Here is a 17633-nt window from a genome sequence, read left to right as displayed (position 1 = left end):
GTATACCCTGCAAGAGATGTTGACCGTGAAATCGGACGACGTGAACGGCCGTACTAAGATGTATAAAAACATCGTAGATGGCAATCACGCGATGGAACCTGGTATGCCAGAATCGTTCAACGTACTGCTGAAAGAGATTCGCTCGCTGGGTATCAACATCGAGCTAGAAGACGAATAATAAACCCTAAGGTTTCCCCGCAAGGGGAAGCCTACCGGTTTCGGTAGGAAGGTGCTCGTTGCCAATCGCAGCGAGTTCCTTTTAACTCCTTACAGGAGCTGAATGTGAAAGACTTATTAAACTTTCTAAAAGCACAGCATAAGACCGAAGAATTTGATGCGATCAAAATCGGTCTGGCTTCACCAGACATGATCCGTTCATGGTCTTTTGGTGAAGTGAAAAAACCTGAAACCATCAACTATCGTACGTTCAAGCCTGAGCGTGATGGTCTGTTCTGTGCGCGTATTTTTGGCCCGGTAAAAGACTACGAATGTCTTTGTGGCAAATATAAGCGTCTGAAACACCGTGGTGTGATTTGTGAGAAGTGTGGCGTTGAAGTCACCCAAACTAAAGTTCGTCGTGACCGTATGGGCCACATCGAACTGGCTTCTCCAGTTGCGCACATCTGGTTCCTGAAGTCTCTGCCATCTCGTATCGGTCTACTGATGGACATGCCTCTGCGTGACATCGAACGCGTACTTTACTTTGAAATGTACGTAGTGACTGAGCCAGGCATGACTGACCTTGAACGTGGTCAAATGCTGACTGAGGAAGAGTACCTCGACCGTTTGGAAGAGTGGGGCGATGAGTTCACCGCGAAAATGGGTGCTGAAGCGATCAAAGATCTGCTGGCATCGATGGATCTGCCTGCAGAAGCAGAGCAGATGCGCGAAGAGCTGGATACCACTAACTCTGAAACCAAACGTAAGAAACTGACTAAGCGTCTGAAGCTGGTTGAAGCGTTCGTCGCATCAGGTAACAAACCTGAATGGATGATCCTGACTGTACTACCAGTTCTGCCGCCTGATCTACGTCCATTGGTTCCACTGGATGGCGGTCGTTTCGCAACGTCGGATCTGAACGATCTGTACCGTCGCGTCATCAACCGTAACAACCGTTTGAAGCGTCTGCTTGAACTGGCGGCACCAGACATCATCGTACGTAACGAAAAACGTATGCTGCAAGAGTCTGTGGATGCGCTGCTGGATAACGGCCGTCGTGGTCGTGCGATCACGGGCTCGAACAAGCGTCCGCTGAAGTCTCTGGCTGACATGATCAAAGGTAAGCAAGGTCGTTTCCGTCAGAACCTGCTGGGTAAACGTGTTGACTACTCAGGCCGTTCGGTTATCACCGTAGGTCCATACCTGCGTCTGCACCAGTGTGGTCTACCGAAGAAAATGGCTCTTGAGCTGTTCAAACCATTCATCTACAGCAAGCTGGAAACTCGTGGCCTAGCAACGACGATCAAAGCCGCTAAGAAAATGGTTGAGCGCGAAGAAGCGGTCGTATGGGATATCTTGGATGAAGTGATCCGCGAACACCCAGTGCTGCTGAACCGTGCACCAACACTTCACCGTTTGGGTATCCAAGCGTTTGAACCGGTCCTGATCGAAGGTAAAGCGATCCAACTGCACCCACTAGTGTGTGCGGCGTATAACGCGGACTTCGACGGTGACCAAATGGCGGTACACGTTCCTCTGACGCTTGAAGCGCAGTTGGAAGCTCGTACCCTGATGATGTCAACCAACAACATTCTGTCGCCAGCGTCAGGTGATCCAATCATCGTACCGTCTCAGGACGTGGTACTGGGTCTGTACTACATGACCCGTGAAAAGATCAACGCGAAAGGCGAAGGTATGTACCTGACTGGTCCTGCTGAGGCTGAGAAGGCGTACCGTACTAAGACTGCTGAGCTGCACGCTCGCGTTAAAGTACGTATTACCGAAACCATCAAGCATGAAAACGGTAAGCTGACCACTGAAACCAAGATGATTGACACGACCGTTGGCCGTGCCATGTTGTGGCAAATCGTACCTAAAGGTCTGCCATACACCTTGGTGAACCAGAAGTTAGGTAAGAAGCAAATTTCTAACCTGCTCAACGAGGCATACCGTAAGCTGGGTCTGAAAGACACCGTTATCTTCGCTGACCAAATCATGTACACCGGTTTCGCTTACGCGGCACTCTCTGGTGTATCGGTTGGTATCGACGATATGGTAGTTCCAGCGGCTAAGTACACGGAAATTGCTGAAGCGGAAGAAGAAGTACGCGAAATTCAAGAGCAGTTCCAGTCTGGTCTGGTGACCGCTGGCGAACGCTACAACAAAGTGATCGATATTTGGGCATCAACCAACGATCGCGTAGCGAAAGCGATGATGGAAAACCTCTCTTCTGAGCAGGTGATTAACCGTCAAGGCGAACAAGAAAAACAAGAGTCGTTCAACAGCATCTATATGATGGCCGACTCAGGTGCTCGTGGTTCTGCTGCTCAGATCCGTCAGTTGGCGGGTATGCGTGGTCTGATGGCGCGTCCAGATGGCTCGATCATCGAAACGCCAATCACGGCAAACTTTAAAGAAGGTCTAAACGTTCTTCAGTACTTTATCTCAACGCACGGTGCTCGTAAGGGTCTGGCGGATACGGCACTGAAAACAGCGAACTCCGGTTACCTGACTCGTCGTCTGGTAGACGTAGCGCAAGACGTTGTGGTGACTGAACATGACTGTGGCACCCTAGAAGGCGTGGTGATGACACCGCACATCGAAGGTGGTGACGTTAAAGTCGCACTGACTGAACTGGCACTGGGCCGTGTGGTATCGGAAGATATCCTCAAGCCAGGTACAGATGAAGTGTTGATCCCTCGTAATACACTGCTGGATGAAAAGTGGTGTAAGGTGATCAACGATAACTCTGTTGACCAAATCAAAGTACGTTCAGTGGTAACTTGTGATTCTGACTTCGGTTGTTGTGCGCAGTGTTACGGTCGTGACCTAGCACGTGGTCACTTGGTGAACCAAGGTGAAGCGGTCGGTGTTATCGCGGCACAGTCAATCGGTGAGCCAGGTACACAGCTGACGATGCGTACGTTCCACATCGGTGGTGCGGCATCAACAGCAGCAGCAGAAAACAGCATCCAAGCTAAGAACAACGGTTCTGTGAAACTGCATAATGCGAAGTTCGTAACCAATAAAGATGGCAAGCTTGTTATCACCTCTCGTGCTTCTGAGCTGACCATCATTGACGAATTTGGTCGTACCAAAGAGAAACACAAACTGCCATACGGCTCTATGCTGAGCAAAGCCGATGGTGATGCAGTGGCTGCGGGCGAAACCGTAGCGAACTGGGAAGCGCATACCATGCCAATCATCACTGAAGTGGCAGGTCGCGTACAGTTTGTGGATATGATCGATGGCGTAACTGTTTCTCGTCAAACGGACGATCTGACCGGTCTGTCTTCAAGTGAAGTGACTGAAGCCGCAGCGCGTCCTGCAGCAGGTAAAGACATGCGTCCAGCCATTAAACTGGTTGACGCAAATGGTAAAGATGTCCTGATCCCAGGTACTGACATGCCAGCTCAATACTTCCTGCCAGGTAAAGCGATTGTGAACTTGGACGACGGCGCTGAAGTGAATGTGGGTGATACACTGGCTCGTATTCCTCAGAAGTCTGGCGGTAACAAGGACATCACCGGTGGTCTACCACGCGTTGCTGACCTGTTTGAAGCGCGTAAGCCAAAAGAGCCTGCGATTCTGGCTGAGCACTCAGGTACTGTATCGTTCGGTAAAGAGACCAAAGGTAAGCGTCGTTTGATCATCACTCGCGACAGTGGTGACACTTACGAAGAGATGATCCCTAAACATCGTCAATTAAACGTGTTTGAAGGTGAGCGCATTGAGCGTGGTGATGTGATTGCGGACGGCCCAGAGTCGCCACATGACATCCTGCGTCTGCGTGGTATCCATGCAGTGACCACTTACATCGCGAACGAGGTTCAGGAAGTTTACCGTCTACAAGGCGTTAAGATTAACGATAAGCACATCGAGACTATCGTTCGTCAAATGCTGCGTAAGTGTACGATCACCTTCGCGGGTGACTCAGAGTTCTTGCCTGGCGAGACAGTTGAGTACTCACAAGTGAAGATCGCGAACCGTAAACTGGTTGAAGAAGGCAAAGAGCCAGCTCGTTTCGAGCGTGAGCTGCTGGGTATTACCAAAGCATCTCTGGCGACTGAGTCTTTCATCTCAGCAGCATCTTTCCAAGAAACCACTCGCGTTCTAACGGAAGCAGCGGTATCTGGTAAGCGTGACGATCTGCGCGGTCTGAAAGAGAACGTGATCGTTGGCCGTCTGATCCCAGCTGGTACAGGTTTTGCGTACCACCAAGATCGTCAGGCCAAACGTGCACAAGAACAGCAAGGTCCATCGGCTGAACAAGCCACTGACAACCTCGCTGCACTGTTGAATGCAGGTTTCTCTTCTGACGACGAGTAAGTCATCAAGCTATGAAAAAAGGCACCTTAAGGTGCCTTTTTTATTGGTCTATTTTTTACATTCATCTTCGCTGCGGAAATCACCGATTGAAAACGAGTGTTCTGCTAAGCACCCGGAGGTACAGCAAGGCTATCCGCAATTAACTGGATCAATTGGTCTTCAAGAGAAAAGCGTAGCTCAAGCACTTCGCCAACTTTTGATAAGTCACGATCTAGATCGAGCAGTTCATCGTATTCAGTCACCGTTGCGTACTGATCATTAAAATTGAGCAGGGGTTCGGTGGTAGCGACGATTTTACCGTAGACTTGATTGATCTCATCGGTCGCTTTAAAACCGGTGGCGTGCCACTTATCCATGACCATGTCATAGATTTTGAAATGGCCTTCAGAGATGTAATCCACTAATTCTTGGCAAAAATACAGCAGAGCCTGTGGAGACGGGAGTTCAGAAACCGCAGCTTTGGTTGTACAAGGTTGCAGTGCTGCCAGCTTACAATATTCAACGATCACATGCTGTCGTTTATCCAGCCAATGGTCAATGATATCGCTCGAACCACCCCATTGTTCTTGGACGTTTTTGAATTTTCTTAGCATGACCATGTCCTCATGATCGGATCGTCACTGACGATCGTTCCTTTGCCTTTTTAGTAATATCAATAAGATATCACTACTGCCCTCACAAAAAGTTATAGTCAATAATTCTTGTGCTGACAAATTGTGGTGTGAATTTAGATTGCCAGTAAAATGATCCGACTGCAAGCAATCAGGAGAAGCAGAGTGGAAAAGAGTGACGGCAAGAACGCTTATTGGTGTGTTGTTTCAGGCAGCGATCTTTGGCTGGTGGATGGCCAAATTCCTTATGGCAGCGCAGAGCAGTGGGATCTGCCACAAGAGAAAGCGATCTTGGTGGATCGTTACCAAAACTCCCCTGTCTACTGGCTGAATGCTGCAGATATTGAGCAGGATCGTCCGCTCAGTTCATTACGTGAGTTATTGGGTGTGGATGAGGCGCTGTTTCTTGCTGCAAGCAAAGCGGTGCAATATGGCCATATGAGCCAAACCATACGATTTTGTCCGCAATGTGGGGGGCGTAACTATCTCAATCATCAGCAACTGGCAATGCAGTGCCACGATTGCCGAACCTTGCACTATCCGCGTATTTTTCCCTGCATTATTGTTGCCGTACGTAAACAGCAGCAAATTTTGCTGGCGCAGCACCCACGCCATCGCAATGGTATGTACACCGTGATTGCCGGCTTTGTTGAGGTAGGGGAGACGCTTGAACAGTGTGTTGCGCGTGAAGTGTTGGAAGAGACTGGTATCGTCGTGACCAATATTCGCTACTTTGGCAGCCAACCTTGGGCATTTCCGTCGAGTATGATGATGGCGTTTTTAGCCGATTATGACTCTGGTGAGCTTAAACCCGATTACAGTGAATTGAGTGATGCCAATTGGTTTGGTATCGAAAACCTTCCTCCTGTTGCACCGCGAGGGACGATTGCCCGCGCTTTGATTGAGCAGACGTTGGCCGATATTGCCCAAGATCAGGCTTAAAAGGCAAAAAAAACCCTCCGGTTAAGGAGGGGGTAAGTAAGATGTCGTTATGAGATGCTGAGTCGAGGACTCAGTTTATGATTATAGTTTTCGCTAGCGAACAAATTTTTAACACCGTTAAGGGTTGGACGCAATTTAAGCATTGATTTAAAAGTTAATAACTTGATCCCGCTTGCAAAGCCAACCGCTTTTGTGGGACAAACGATGTTAGAATACGCGCCAAAGTAAAGAAGCCGAAAAAGTGGGAATCACCATGACTGAATTAAAAAATGATCGCTACCTGCGTGCTTTGCTCAAGCAGCCAGTCGATTACACTCCTGTATGGATGATGCGCCAAGCGGGGCGTTATCTCCCTGAATACCGTGCCACTCGTGCTCAAGCGGGTGATTTTATGGCGCTGTGCAAGAATGCAGAGTTGGCTTCAGAAGTGACTTTACAGCCGCTGCGCCGTTTTCCGCTTGATGCTGCGATCCTGTTTTCTGATATTTTGACGATTCCTGATGCGATGGGACTTGGGCTGCGTTTTGCGGCGGGCGAAGGACCAGTCTTTGAGCATCCCATCACCTGCAAAGCCGATGTCGATAAGATTGGTATTCCCGATCCAGAAGGGGAATTGCAGTATGTGATGAACGCGGTGCGTCAAATTCGCAAAGATCTGCAAGGTGAAGTGCCGCTGATTGGTTTCTCTGGCAGTCCTTGGACGCTCGCCACTTATATGGTTGAAGGTGGCAGTTCAAAAGCCTTCACCAAAATCAAAAAGATGATGTACAGCGAGCCTGCCGTGCTGCATGCGCTGTTAGATAAATTAGCTGACAGTGTTATCAGCTACCTGAATGCTCAGATTAAAGCCGGCGCACAAGCGGTGATGGTATTTGATACTTGGGGCGGCGTGTTAACACCGCGTGATTATCAACAGTTCTCTTTGCAATACATGCACAAGATTGTCGCTGGCTTGATTCGTGAAAACGAAGGCCGCCGTGTACCAGTCACGCTGTTTACCAAAAATGGTGGCATGTGGCTGGAGCAGATCGCGGCTACAGGTTGTGATGCTGTGGGTTTAGATTGGACGATCAATATCGCCGACGCTAAAGCGCGTGTGGGAGACAAAGTGGCACTGCAAGGCAATATGGATCCTTCCATTCTGTATGCTCCTGCCCCACGAATTCGTGAAGAGGTGGCGAGTATTTTGGCTGGATTTGGCCAAGGTGGCACAGGCCACGTGTTCAACTTGGGGCATGGTATTCATTTGGACGTGCCGCCTGAAAATGCCGGTGTGTTTGTTGAAGCGGTGCATGAGCTTTCGAAGCCGTACCATCCATAGTAAACGTGAAAAGCGTCTGCAGGTCAGACGCTTTTCACATCTTGAGCCCGACTGTTTTATACTTCGGTAATCCAGACAGAAAGACGAAGCGAATCATGATGAAAACTAAGGATCGCATAGTGCATGCGGCACTTGAGCTGTTTAATCAGCAAGGTGAACGTAACATCACGACTAACCATATCGCTGCTCATATTGAGATCAGCCCAGGTAATTTGTATTACCACTTTCGCAATAAGCAGGAGATAGTGCGTGATATTTTTGCGCTCTACTCGGCGGAGCTGATTGAGCGTTTTACTCCGCTACAAGGTCAGTATGAGAGCCTTTCTCTACTCAAGCACTATTTGGATTCGATTTTCACTCTGATGTGGAAATACCGTTTTTTCTATGCCAATTTGCCGGAAATCTTGCAGCGCGATGAAGAGTTGCATGCTGACTACATTCGGGTTCAAGAACGATTACAGACCAATTTGATTGATATCGTGCGCAATTTTGTCAATCTGCAACTGCTGGAGTTGAATGAGGATGAGATGCCGAAACTGGTGCGGACTCTGCATCTGATTGCGTCCAGCTGGCTTGGTTATCAATCGGCGATGTCACACAAAACTCAGATCACGGAAGAGGTGATTCATCAAGGCATGTTACAGATGATCTCGGTCGTTAAACCTTGTGCCACTAAGGCGGGGCGTGAACAGCTTCAACTGCTTGAAGAAGGTGTGCGAGCTATGCATGCCTGAGCATGAGTTATAACCAATCTGTCTTGGGCATGGAGCCGATTCGTTGCTAACTTCCTGAACATTTCCAGCCAGAAAGGAAGCTTTACGTGGATTACGATGTATTTAATGGGGATGCTGATGGCATTCTTTCTCTTGTGCAATGGCGTCTAGCGCATCCTAAATCGACTCAGCTAGTCACGGGCGTTAAGCGCGATATTGCCTTACTCGATCGACTGACGGTAACGGCTGGTGATGAGCTGGTGGTATTGGATATCTCCATGGCTAAAAATCAGCTTGGCTTGCAGCGAGCTTTGCAAGCGGGAGCCCATGTATTTTATGCCGACCATCATCAGCCCGGCGATATTCCTGCCCATTCTGCACTGCAAGCGCATATTGATACCGATGCCAATCTCTGTACAGCATTGATCATTGATCGGCTACTGAAAGGGCGTTTTCGTGACTGGGCGATAACAGCAGCGTTTGGCGATAACTTACACCGTGTGGCACACACTCTGGCGGAAGAAGCGGGATTCGATGCCGCACAAACCGATGCCCTTTGTGAATTAGGAACGCTGATTAACTACAATGGCTATGGCCGCACCGTATCTGAACTGCATTTCGCGCCTGATACGTTGTATCAAACTTTACTCGCTTATCAAACACCGTGGGCTGTGCTGGCTGATCTCAACTCGCCTTTTTACCAATTACGCAGCGCTTATCAGCAAGATTTTGCTTTTGCCCTTGCGCAACCGGCTTATTATCGGAGCTCAAGTGTCACCGTGGTGATCTTACCCGATTGTGCAGCAGCGCAGCGCGTGAGCGGCGCATTTGCCAATCATCTTGCTAATCAGGATATGCAACGTGCGCATTTGATTGTGACGTATGCGGATGAGCAGCATTACACGCTCTCTTTACGTGCTCCCTTGAGCGATAAACGAGGCGCGGGAGCTTTGTGTGCCCAGTTTCCTTCTGGTGGGGGGCGAGAATCGGCCGGGGGAGTCAATCAACTCCCCTATGCGCTGCTCGATAACGTGATTGCGGTTGTCGAGGCATTTTACGCCTCTTAGCGCTGTAACCACTGCGAAGGGTTTTCCGCGCGGCTATTACGACGGATTTCAAAGTAGAGGGCAGGGCGTGATTGGCCACCAGTATCACCCGCAAGAGCAATGGTTTCACCTGCGATGACTTTGTCGCCCTCTTTCTTGAGCAGAGTTTGGTTGAAGCCATACAGTGTCATATCACCTTTACCGTGGTCGAGGAGCACAACCAAGCCATAACCTCGCAGATACTCGGCAAACACGATCGTGCCCGGATAAACCGCTTTGACCTCTTGGCCGTAATTGGCATCAATGACCAAACCTTTCCAATCAATCTGCCCAGTTTGGCGTTCACCGAAGTTATGTAGCACACGCCCTTTCAGTGGCCACGGTAGCTTACCGCGTTGGCTCGCAATGCCATTCATCAATACTGCATTGCGTTTGGCGGCTTTGGCTATTTCAGCTTTGAGGCGCGTTTCGTTGCGCTGCAATTCGGCAAGGTAGACTTTGTCGCCGGAAATGCTGCTCTCAATTTTCTTTACGGTTTGCTTACGCTCACTTTGCGTTTTAGCCAGTTTGTCTCGCTGTTGGGTCTGCTCTGCCAGTAATTTCTCAATCTGTTCACGCTCAGCTTGTCTCTGCTGTTGACTGGCATTGAGATCGGCTTGGGTTTTTTCTAAAGCTTCGATAGCTTGCGCGCGGCTTTTTGCCAAATGTTGATAGTACTGGCTGATGCGGTCTTCATCGGCACTGCGATGAAAAAATTGACCATTCGTCAGTGAGCGTTTAGTGAGATAGTAGGTCTGCAGTAGTCGTTCGAGTTTATCGGCTTGTTGCTGTTTCTGAGTTTCCAGCGCCTGAATATTGCTATTGAGCTGAGCAATGTTGCGATTGGCATTCTCCAGATTGTTTTTGGTTTTCGTGATCTGATTTTCGATACTGTTGATGCCAAGCTCTTGTTGTTTAAGGGCTTGTTGTAGTTGGTCGAGCGATTTTTGTTGTTCTGCCAGTGATTGTTGTTGGCGAGATATTTCACTTTTTACTCCCGTTAACTCCTGTTGCGTAGCCGCAAAGAGCGACGGCGAAACCATAAATAACAGGCAGGCCAGCAGACGTCGGGTCAAGGTTTTTCCTAGAAAGTCACTGAAAATCGCGTGCGGATCCGTTGCTGTCATTGAGTTTGGTCTAGTGTTAGTGAATAAAAAACGGGTGCTTCAGTATACCCAAAGCTTGGCATCAGGCGAGCCTGTGATGTCAAAAGTTTGCAATTCTCATCGCACTCGGTGGGAAAAGCGTATAAAAAAGCCCTGAGTATTCAGGGCTTTCATCATCATCGAGTCAGCTTAACTGTACAGCACTTGGCCTGACATGTCTGCTGGAATATCCAGATCCGACAGCGCCAACATGGTTGGAGCTAGATCCGATAGCTTTCCGCCTTCTTTTAGGCTGATCGCTTTGTTGCCGACATAGATAAGTGGTACAGGTAGGCTAGTGTGCGCTGTGTGTACGCCGCCCGTTTCTGGGTCAATCATCATTTCCGCGTTGCCGTGGTCAGCGGTGATCAGCAGTTGACCATCCACTTCTTTGATAGCTTCAACCACACGACCAATACACTCGTCTACGGCTTCACACGCTTTCACGGCAGCTTCGTAAACGCCAGTGTGACCGACCATGTCGCCGTTTGGATAGTTACAGATGATCGCATCGTATTTGCCTGATTTGATCGCTGCAACCAGCTTGTCAGTCAGCTCTTTAGAGCTCATTTCTGGTTGTAGGTCGTAGGTGGCTACTTTTGGTGAAGCCACCAGTTGACGCTCTTCGCCTGGGAATTCATTTTCAACGCCGCCGTTGAAGAAGAAGGTTACGTGCGCGTATTTCTCGGTTTCAGAAATACGTAGCTGAGTTTTACCCGCTTTTGATAGCCACTCACCGTAGGTGTTTTCCAGTGAGGCTGGACCAAACGCACACTGGAGTGGGATGTCTGCTGCGTATTGAGTCAGCATCACAAAATCCAGCGCTGGGAAGGCTTTGCGGCTAAAGCCTGCGAAATCAGGCACGAAAGTACGGGTGATTTGACGCGCGCGGTCAGCACGGTAGTTCATGAACAGCAGGGCATCGCCATCTTGCATCGCGGCAGATTCTTGACCCGCTGCGCGGATTTCGGTTGCTTTCACAAACTCATCGTTTTCTTCACGAGCGTAAGCCGCTTGCAGTGCTTCAACCGCTGAGTCATAAGTAAACTCACCTTGCGCCAGAGTCAGCAGGTCATAGGCTTTTTCAACGCGATCCCAGTTGTTGTCACGATCCATGGCGTAGTAACGGCCCACGATAGAAGCGATACGACCTTTGCCCAGTTTGGCAAACAGATCTTGGAAGCGTTTCAGTGACGCTTCTGCGCTACGTGGTGGTGTGTCACGACCGTCAAGGAAGCAGTGCAGGTAGATTTTTTCTGCGCCACGTGCGGCCGCCATTTCTACTGCTGCGTAGATGTGGTCTTCGTGTGAGTGTACGCCACCTGGAGACATCAGACCCATCAGGTGAACGGCTTTGCCCGCAGCAACTGCTTTATCAATCGCAGTCACCAGAACTTCGTTTTGTTGGAATTCACCATCCATGATCGCTTTGGTAATGCGAGTCAGGTCTTGGTAAACAATGCGGCCAGCACCGATGTTGGTGTGACCCACTTCTGAGTTACCCATTTGACCATCAGGTAGACCTACGTCCATACCAGAAGCAGAAATCAGAGTGTGAGGGTTGTTGGCCATTAGGCTATCCATCACAGGTGTACGCGCATTGTTGATCGCGTTATTTGCGTTGTCTTCGCGGTAACCCCAACCATCTAGGATCACCAGAGCCATTGGCTTCTTAGCTGACATAGTTCTAACCTCGTCAAAATCAAAATAACTGAAACGTAAAATTAGCGTAATTTTACTACAATCTAGACGCTTTGCATCCGGTTAAGATCAATGATTCTCTCTATCAATGCAAGTAAATGTAGCCTATTGATCAAAATCGCGTTTAAGACACCAACAAGCTGGTGCCCCCAACGGCAAGGATAGCCCCTAACCAAGCATAGCGGTTTGGGCACTGTTTAGTGTAGAACCAAAGCAGTGGTAACAGCATGATGGGCGTGGTGGAGGAGAGCAGTGCGACCATGCCGACATTCCCCTCACGCAGAGCGTAGAGGATCAGCGTCATACCAACCGCCATGGCAATAAAGCCGTTGAGTGCCGTGACCAAAAAGATATTGAGCGTGATGGTTTGTGTAGGACGAGCAATGCGCGCGCCAGTTAAACGCAGTAAAGAGTGAGCCGCAAAGGCGGTGATCATCCGCATTGCAGAGGCAGCAATCGGATCGATCTCTGTTTGCATCACGGGTTTGGCAATAATGCCCCCGAGGGCTTGGCATAAGGCGGCGGTTAAGCCGAGTCCAATTCCAACCCACACACTGCCATTGATGCTATCCAAACTAGGCCCAGTTTGCCCACGGCGACCAAAGAAAATCGCCATCAGAACGCCGCTAAACACTAAAGTAGAGCCGAATAGCTCTTGCTTGGTCATGCTTTCACTAAACAGGAAATAACCGAGCACGGCAGAAAACACCGCATGACAGGAGAAGAGTAAACCGGACTGTCTTGGCCCCATGCGATTCAGGCAAGCAAAAAGCGCGGTATCACCGATGAAAATTCCAATAAACCCCGACAGCATCATGGCTGGAATCGCACTGCTGTGTACGGTTAACCAACCTCCGCTAAAGAGAGCAATGGTGGTTAAGATGACGGAGGTACACCCCATACGCCAGCGGCTATAAGCAAAAGAGCCGAGGTGTTTCGCGGGAGTGATAGAAAGTAAACTGGCGATAGCCCAAAGACAGGCCGCAGCAAGTGCCAGCCATTCGTAACCCATTGCGTCATCCTTGCGGTTGGGAGTGATGAGGGCACTCAATATGCCATTAAGCAATCAGGAAAACAAAACCAATTTCTGTGCGATTAGAGGGTTCACACCTTGCCGTATCAAAAGTGACGACAAGGTGTGAAGGAGAGGAGAAAGAGGGAGTTTATCCGAGTAGGAACACCATCAGATAGACGATGCCAAGCCCAATCACCCCAATGACTAAACCCGTTTTTGCCATATCTTTGCTTTCGATAAGCCCCGTTGAGTAAGCAAGCGAGTTGGGCGGTGTCGAAACGGGCAAAATCATCCCCAGTGACGCGGAAAAAGCGACCACGACTAACAGCGCTTGTAAGCCGCCGACTTGCTCAAGACTACTCATCGAAGTACCAATTGCTGCGGCAATCGGCATGATCAAGTTGGCGGTTGCCGTGTTAGACATAAAGTTGGCCATTAGCCAGCACACCAACGAAAGAGCAATCACAATCAGCATCGGTGAGAGAGACTGATAGTCGATGGCGTGTGCTAACGCTTGGGCGAGTCCAGTCTGTTCAAGGCCGATGCCAATCGCGATCCCACCGGCAACTAACCAAAGCACATCCCAGTTGATCTGTTTCAGCTCTTCTTTGCCCATGATGCCAGTGAGGGTGAACACGGCGAGTGGAATAATCGCCACCACATAAGTGTTCATGCCGTGCCATGTGGTGGTCATCCACAGCACAATAGTTAAAGCAAACGTGATGTAGACCAGCATGGCACGCCAGCCGCGTTGAAATTCGCCTTTGAGTTTCAAGGTCATTGTGGCTTGTGAGGAGGGGAAAAGCTTTTGTAGTAAGAACCAAGCAATCGTCAGTTGTACCAATACGAACGGTAACCCCATCATCATCCATGACAGAAAATCAATGCTGTTTTCGCCCGTTAGATACTGCAGTGCGATGGCATTAGGTGGCGTGCCGATCGGGGTTGCGATGCCCCCTGTGTTGGCCGCAATCGGAATGCACAGCACCAGAGCTTTGATGCCTAAATCCCCTTTGGGGGCAGACGCAACAATAGGGCCAAGCAGCGCCAACATCATCACTGTGGTCGCTGTGTTGGACATAAACATCGAGAAAACTGAGGTGATCAGCATTAACCCGAGCATGATGTACTTAGGCTGGTGGCCAAAAGGTTTGAGTAGCACTCGTGCTAAGTTGTTATCCAATTCGTATTTAGATGCAGCGATGGCTAAAGCAAAACCGCCCATAAACAAAATGATAATGGGAGAGGAGAAGGCACTGAAAATATCGGTGTATTTAAGGAGTTCACCGAGCGGATGATGCGGATCGGGCACTCGAAAGCCATGCAAGCCTTTATCGGAAATCATGACGAGCTCAAGGGCAATGATCAGGATCGACGTGGCAAACACAGGAACAGGCTCCAACACCCACAGCAGTGCAGCAAGAAGGAAAATGGCCAGTAAACGGTGTTGAACCAAGGTGAGATCTTGAATCGGGATTGCATCAATCGGCATCAATAGTACGCCCAACGGCAGTAAGAAACAGATCAGGAGTTTGACGAGTAGACCTCGTTCCAGTTGCGGCATGGGCTTTCCCTTTTGGCTCAAGTGAAAGCTTAGAGTAAGCGACTGAAATCTATGGGTCTTAGAGGGCGGTTAAATTTTGGGGTTTTGCTATCAGTGACAGTGCAGATGTGTGGCGAGCTTCAAAAGACAACATCCCAGCCGAAGCTGGGATGTTGAGTCTTCCGACTTGAAGCAGCGTTGGTGTTGGCTGCAACTCTAAGTCGTATATTAAGATTGGTGTGCGTAGGGCTCGCCCATGCGGGTTGGTGCGCCCAGTGCCATGCTGTCATCAAAGCGAATAGCTTGTTTGGCAAACAGGTTGATCACGGTGGAGCCCAGTTTAAAGCGACCCATCTCTTCGCCTTTTTTGAGAACCACGGCTTGGTTACCGTTTGCTGGGTAGTCCCAACGATAAACGGTGTTGCCACGCGGCGGAGTCACGGTGCCCGCCCAAACCAGTTCAATACTGCCGACAATGGTGGCGCCAACCAGCACTTGTGCCATTGGGCCAAATTCTGTATCGAAAATACACACCACACGCTCGTTGCGGGCAAACAAGTTCGGTACATTTTCCGCTGTCAGAGGGTTTACCGAGAACAGATCGCCCGGTACGTAGATCATTTGACGCAATGTGCCATCACAAGGCATATGTACGCGGTGGTAATCCCGTGGTGAGAGATACAGAGTGGCGAAATCGCCATCGCGGAATTCTTCCGCGAGCTTGGCATCACCACCGAGCAGCTCTTGGGCTGAGTAAGTGTGGCCTTTGGCTTGGATAAGCTTACCGTCTTCAATCGCACCAAACTGACTCACGCATGCATCGGCAGGATGAGTAATCACCTTTTCGCCTTCAGCGATAGGGCGCACGCCAGCTTTTAGCTCACGTACAAAAAATTCATTAAACGTCTTGAAGTGGGTCGGGTCAGAGTGCAGAGCCTCGTCCATGTTGACGTTATATTGCTTGATGAACCAGCGGATGATGGCCGTGGTCAGGCTGCCTGCACGCGCAGACGCCAACTTGCCAACCAAGCGGGTCAGGGCATGTTGTGGAATCCAATATTGCAGTCCAACTTTAATCTTATCCATGGTTTACATTCCAATAGAGTGGTGATGGGCGCGAGATGTTACTGAAAATCGCGCCTTCTGTCAGTAGATGCTCTAAACTTGCTAACAATTTGCTCTTACAGATCGGCTTTTTTGCTGCGCGAATACTGGCGATTGGCTTTGTTTTCCGTCATGCTTTGCACAATCCGATGGTAATTATCAAAACGCAGTGCGCTGATTTCTCCCTTGCTTACGGCCTCACGCAACAAGCAACCCGGGTCATCCCCATGTTTGCAATCACGAAATTTACAGCCGCCTAAGTAAGGGCGAAATTCGACATAAGCTTTGGTGACATCATCGGTTTCTAAGTGCCACAAACCAAATTCACGTACCCCGGGTGAGTCAATCAAATCACCTCCACTTGGAATGTGATAAAGCCGTGCGGCGGTGGTGGTGTGTTGGCCTAAGCCAGAGGTTTCAGAAATCGCCCCTTCTTCCACATCTTCTTCCAATTCTGGAAGTAATGCATTGACCAAACTGGATTTGCCAACACCCGATTGACCCACAAACACGTTGGTGCGATCGCGCAGTTTCACTTCAAGATCCGCAATCCCTTCACCGGTTTTCTTACTGACGTAGAGCACGTCATAGCCAATGGCGCGGTAATCATTTAACCATGTGCTGTATTGCTCTCGAAGCTCTGGGCTGAGTAGGTCAATCTTGTTCAGCACGATGAGTGGTGCAATGCCCAACGTTTCGGAAGCAATCAAGTAGCGATCAATAATATTTAGAGAGAGCTCGGGTAATACCGAGGACACGATCACCATTTGATCCACGTTTGCTGCAACGGGTTTGAGGCCATCGTAATAATCTGGGCGCACTAATACAGAGCTGCGAGCTTCCACCGCTTCTACCACACCGGAAATGCCCGCGAGAGTCTCAGCCCCTGGGCGCCACAGGACGTTATCGCCGGATACTAAACTTTCGATGCCGCGACGCAGGTTACAGCGATGAATTTCCCCCGTCGCTGGATCTTCAATATCGGCATGTTGACCAAAGCGGGTAATCACTAATCCCGGTTGCGCACTGCCGAGCAAGGCCTCATCCCAAACGATAGACTCTTCTTGTTTGAGTTTTTTATGTTGGTTATTTCTAACCCGGCGTACTTGACCGTGTGTAAGCTTTTTCTTTTTTGTCACAGTGTTCTACTTACTCTCTGCTAGATATAAGGCGTATCAAATCTCAATTTGATACGTATCCTGTCGATCTGAATTTGGGTATAGTACCTCTTTTGTGAATAAACCCCTATAGGCGCACCATTATGTCTTTCAGCGACCAGAATCTGATTTGGATTGATTTAGAGATGACGGGACTTGATCCTGAAACGCACAAAATCATTGAGATGGCGACCATTGTTACTGACAGTGAGTTAAACATTTTAGCTGAAGGCCCAGTGATTGCGATTCATCAACCCGAATCCGAACTCGCGAAAATGGATGAATGGTGTACCACAACGCACACCGCAAGTGGCTTGGTGGCGCGTGTGCGTCAAAGCAAAGTAAGTGAAGAAGAAGCTATAGATCAAACGCTCGCGTTTTTAAAGCAGTGGGTGCCGGAAGGCAAATCTCCGATTTGTGGCAACAGTATTGGTCAAGACCGACGTTTCCTTTACAAACACATGCCGCGTTTGGAAGCGTACTTCCATTATCGTTATATTGATGTCAGCACCATCAAAGAGCTGACTCGCCGCTGGCAGCCTGAAGTGCTAAAAGAGTTCAGTAAAACAGGTAGCCATCTTGCTTTGGATGATATTCGAGAGTCAATTGCTGAGCTTCAGTTCTACCGTAAGGCGGTATTCAAGATCTAATATCGGGTATTCAATGCTATAAAAAGAGCAATTGTTCGACATCTTGCATGCTTTTTCGGCAAGCGAAAAAAAAAAGAGTTTTTTTCACGAGAAGCTCTTGCATCACAAGAAAATGCTCTTATAATTCGCAGCCCTAAACGACGGAAAACGTTGTTGAT

General features: G+C 49.2%; 14 protein-coding genes. 7 read left to right on the top strand and 7 right to left on the bottom strand.

What is annotated here, in order from left to right; genetic code table 11:
* Window positions 1–178, top strand: a 178-nt coding sequence (locus tag GOU96_RS18625; RefSeq protein WP_420719690.1) for a hypothetical protein, incomplete at its 5' end; no start/stop codon positions are given.
* 104 nt (window positions 179–282) lie between these two features.
* Window positions 283–4488 carry a DNA-directed RNA polymerase subunit beta' gene (gene rpoC, locus GOU96_RS13305; protein WP_267782442.1) on the top strand — a complete coding sequence of 1402 codons (4206 nt, stop codon included), beginning with the start codon at window positions 283–285 and terminating at the stop codon, window positions 4486–4488.
* A 104-nt stretch (window positions 4489–4592) separates the two neighbouring features.
* Here the strand turns inward: rpoC and GOU96_RS13300 are convergent, their stop codons facing one another.
* Window positions 4593–5081, bottom strand: coding sequence for an Rsd/AlgQ family anti-sigma factor (locus tag GOU96_RS13300; protein ID WP_001911830.1), 489 nt, complete (start codon window positions 5079–5081; stop codon window positions 4593–4595).
* A 183-nt stretch (window positions 5082–5264) separates the two neighbouring features.
* Between GOU96_RS13300 and nudC the strand changes: the two genes are divergently transcribed.
* From nudC to GOU96_RS13280, 4 genes are all read left to right on the top strand, one after another.
* Window positions 5265–6041, top strand: a complete 777-nt coding sequence (gene nudC, locus GOU96_RS13295) for an NAD(+) diphosphatase (RefSeq protein WP_172527227.1) — start codon at window positions 5265–5267, stop codon at window positions 6039–6041.
* Window positions 6042–6294: 253 nt separating this feature from the next.
* Window positions 6295–7362 (top strand): uroporphyrinogen decarboxylase, encoded by a 1068-nt coding sequence (gene hemE / locus GOU96_RS13290; RefSeq protein WP_267782446.1) that lies wholly within the window; start codon window positions 6295–6297, stop codon window positions 7360–7362.
* Window positions 7363–7460: 98 nt separating this feature from the next.
* Window positions 7461–8096, top strand: a complete 636-nt coding sequence (locus tag GOU96_RS13285; protein ID WP_001920521.1) for a TetR/AcrR family transcriptional regulator — start codon at window positions 7461–7463, stop codon at window positions 8094–8096.
* A gap of 86 nt (window positions 8097–8182) precedes the next feature.
* A complete protein-coding gene (locus tag GOU96_RS13280; protein WP_114762530.1) occupies window positions 8183–9142 on the top strand; it encodes a DHH family phosphoesterase in 960 nt (319 codons plus the stop codon).
* On the opposite strand, the gene GOU96_RS13275 is transcribed toward GOU96_RS13280, so the two are convergent.
* The 6 genes from GOU96_RS13275 to rsgA form a co-directional block, all read right to left on the bottom strand.
* Entirely contained in the window at window positions 9139–10287 is a 1149-nt protein-coding gene (locus GOU96_RS13275) for a murein hydrolase activator EnvC family protein (RefSeq protein WP_134986861.1), read from the bottom strand. The genes GOU96_RS13280 and GOU96_RS13275 overlap by 4 nt on opposite strands.
* A 168-nt stretch (window positions 10288–10455) precedes the next feature.
* A complete protein-coding gene (gene gpmM / locus GOU96_RS13270) occupies window positions 10456–11988 on the bottom strand; it encodes a 2,3-bisphosphoglycerate-independent phosphoglycerate mutase (RefSeq protein WP_148508003.1) in 1533 nt (510 codons plus the stop codon).
* Window positions 11989–12130: 142 nt separating this feature from the next.
* Window positions 12131–13018 (bottom strand): DMT family transporter, encoded by an 888-nt coding sequence (locus GOU96_RS13265; RefSeq protein WP_000540242.1) that lies wholly within the window; start codon window positions 13016–13018, stop codon window positions 12131–12133.
* Between the two features lie 151 nt (window positions 13019–13169).
* Window positions 13170–14585, bottom strand: coding sequence for an SLC13 family permease (locus tag GOU96_RS13260; RefSeq protein ID WP_001135825.1), 1416 nt, complete (start codon window positions 14583–14585; stop codon window positions 13170–13172).
* A 207-nt stretch (window positions 14586–14792) separates the two neighbouring features.
* Window positions 14793–15650, bottom strand: a complete 858-nt coding sequence (asd, locus tag GOU96_RS13255; RefSeq protein WP_032473103.1) for an archaetidylserine decarboxylase — start codon at window positions 15648–15650, stop codon at window positions 14793–14795.
* Window positions 15651–15745: 95 nt separating this feature from the next.
* Window positions 15746–16807, bottom strand: a complete 1062-nt coding sequence (gene rsgA / locus GOU96_RS13250) for a small ribosomal subunit biogenesis GTPase RsgA (protein WP_000162638.1) — start codon at window positions 16805–16807, stop codon at window positions 15746–15748.
* A 122-nt stretch (window positions 16808–16929) separates the two neighbouring features.
* On the opposite strand from rsgA, the gene orn reads away from it, so the two are divergent.
* On the top strand, window positions 16930–17475 hold the full coding sequence (gene orn, locus GOU96_RS13245; protein WP_000010185.1) for an oligoribonuclease: 546 nt from the start codon (window positions 16930–16932) through the stop codon (window positions 17473–17475).
* Window positions 17476–17633: the final 158 nt, after the last annotated feature.

The organism is Vibrio sp. R-1 (assembly GCF_035615595.1).
GTDB classification, from domain to species: Bacteria; Pseudomonadota; Gammaproteobacteria; order Enterobacterales; family Vibrionaceae; genus Vibrio; species Vibrio cholerae.
Note: the sequence above shows the minus strand (reverse complement) of the source record. Positions and strands in the feature narration are given on the sequence as shown.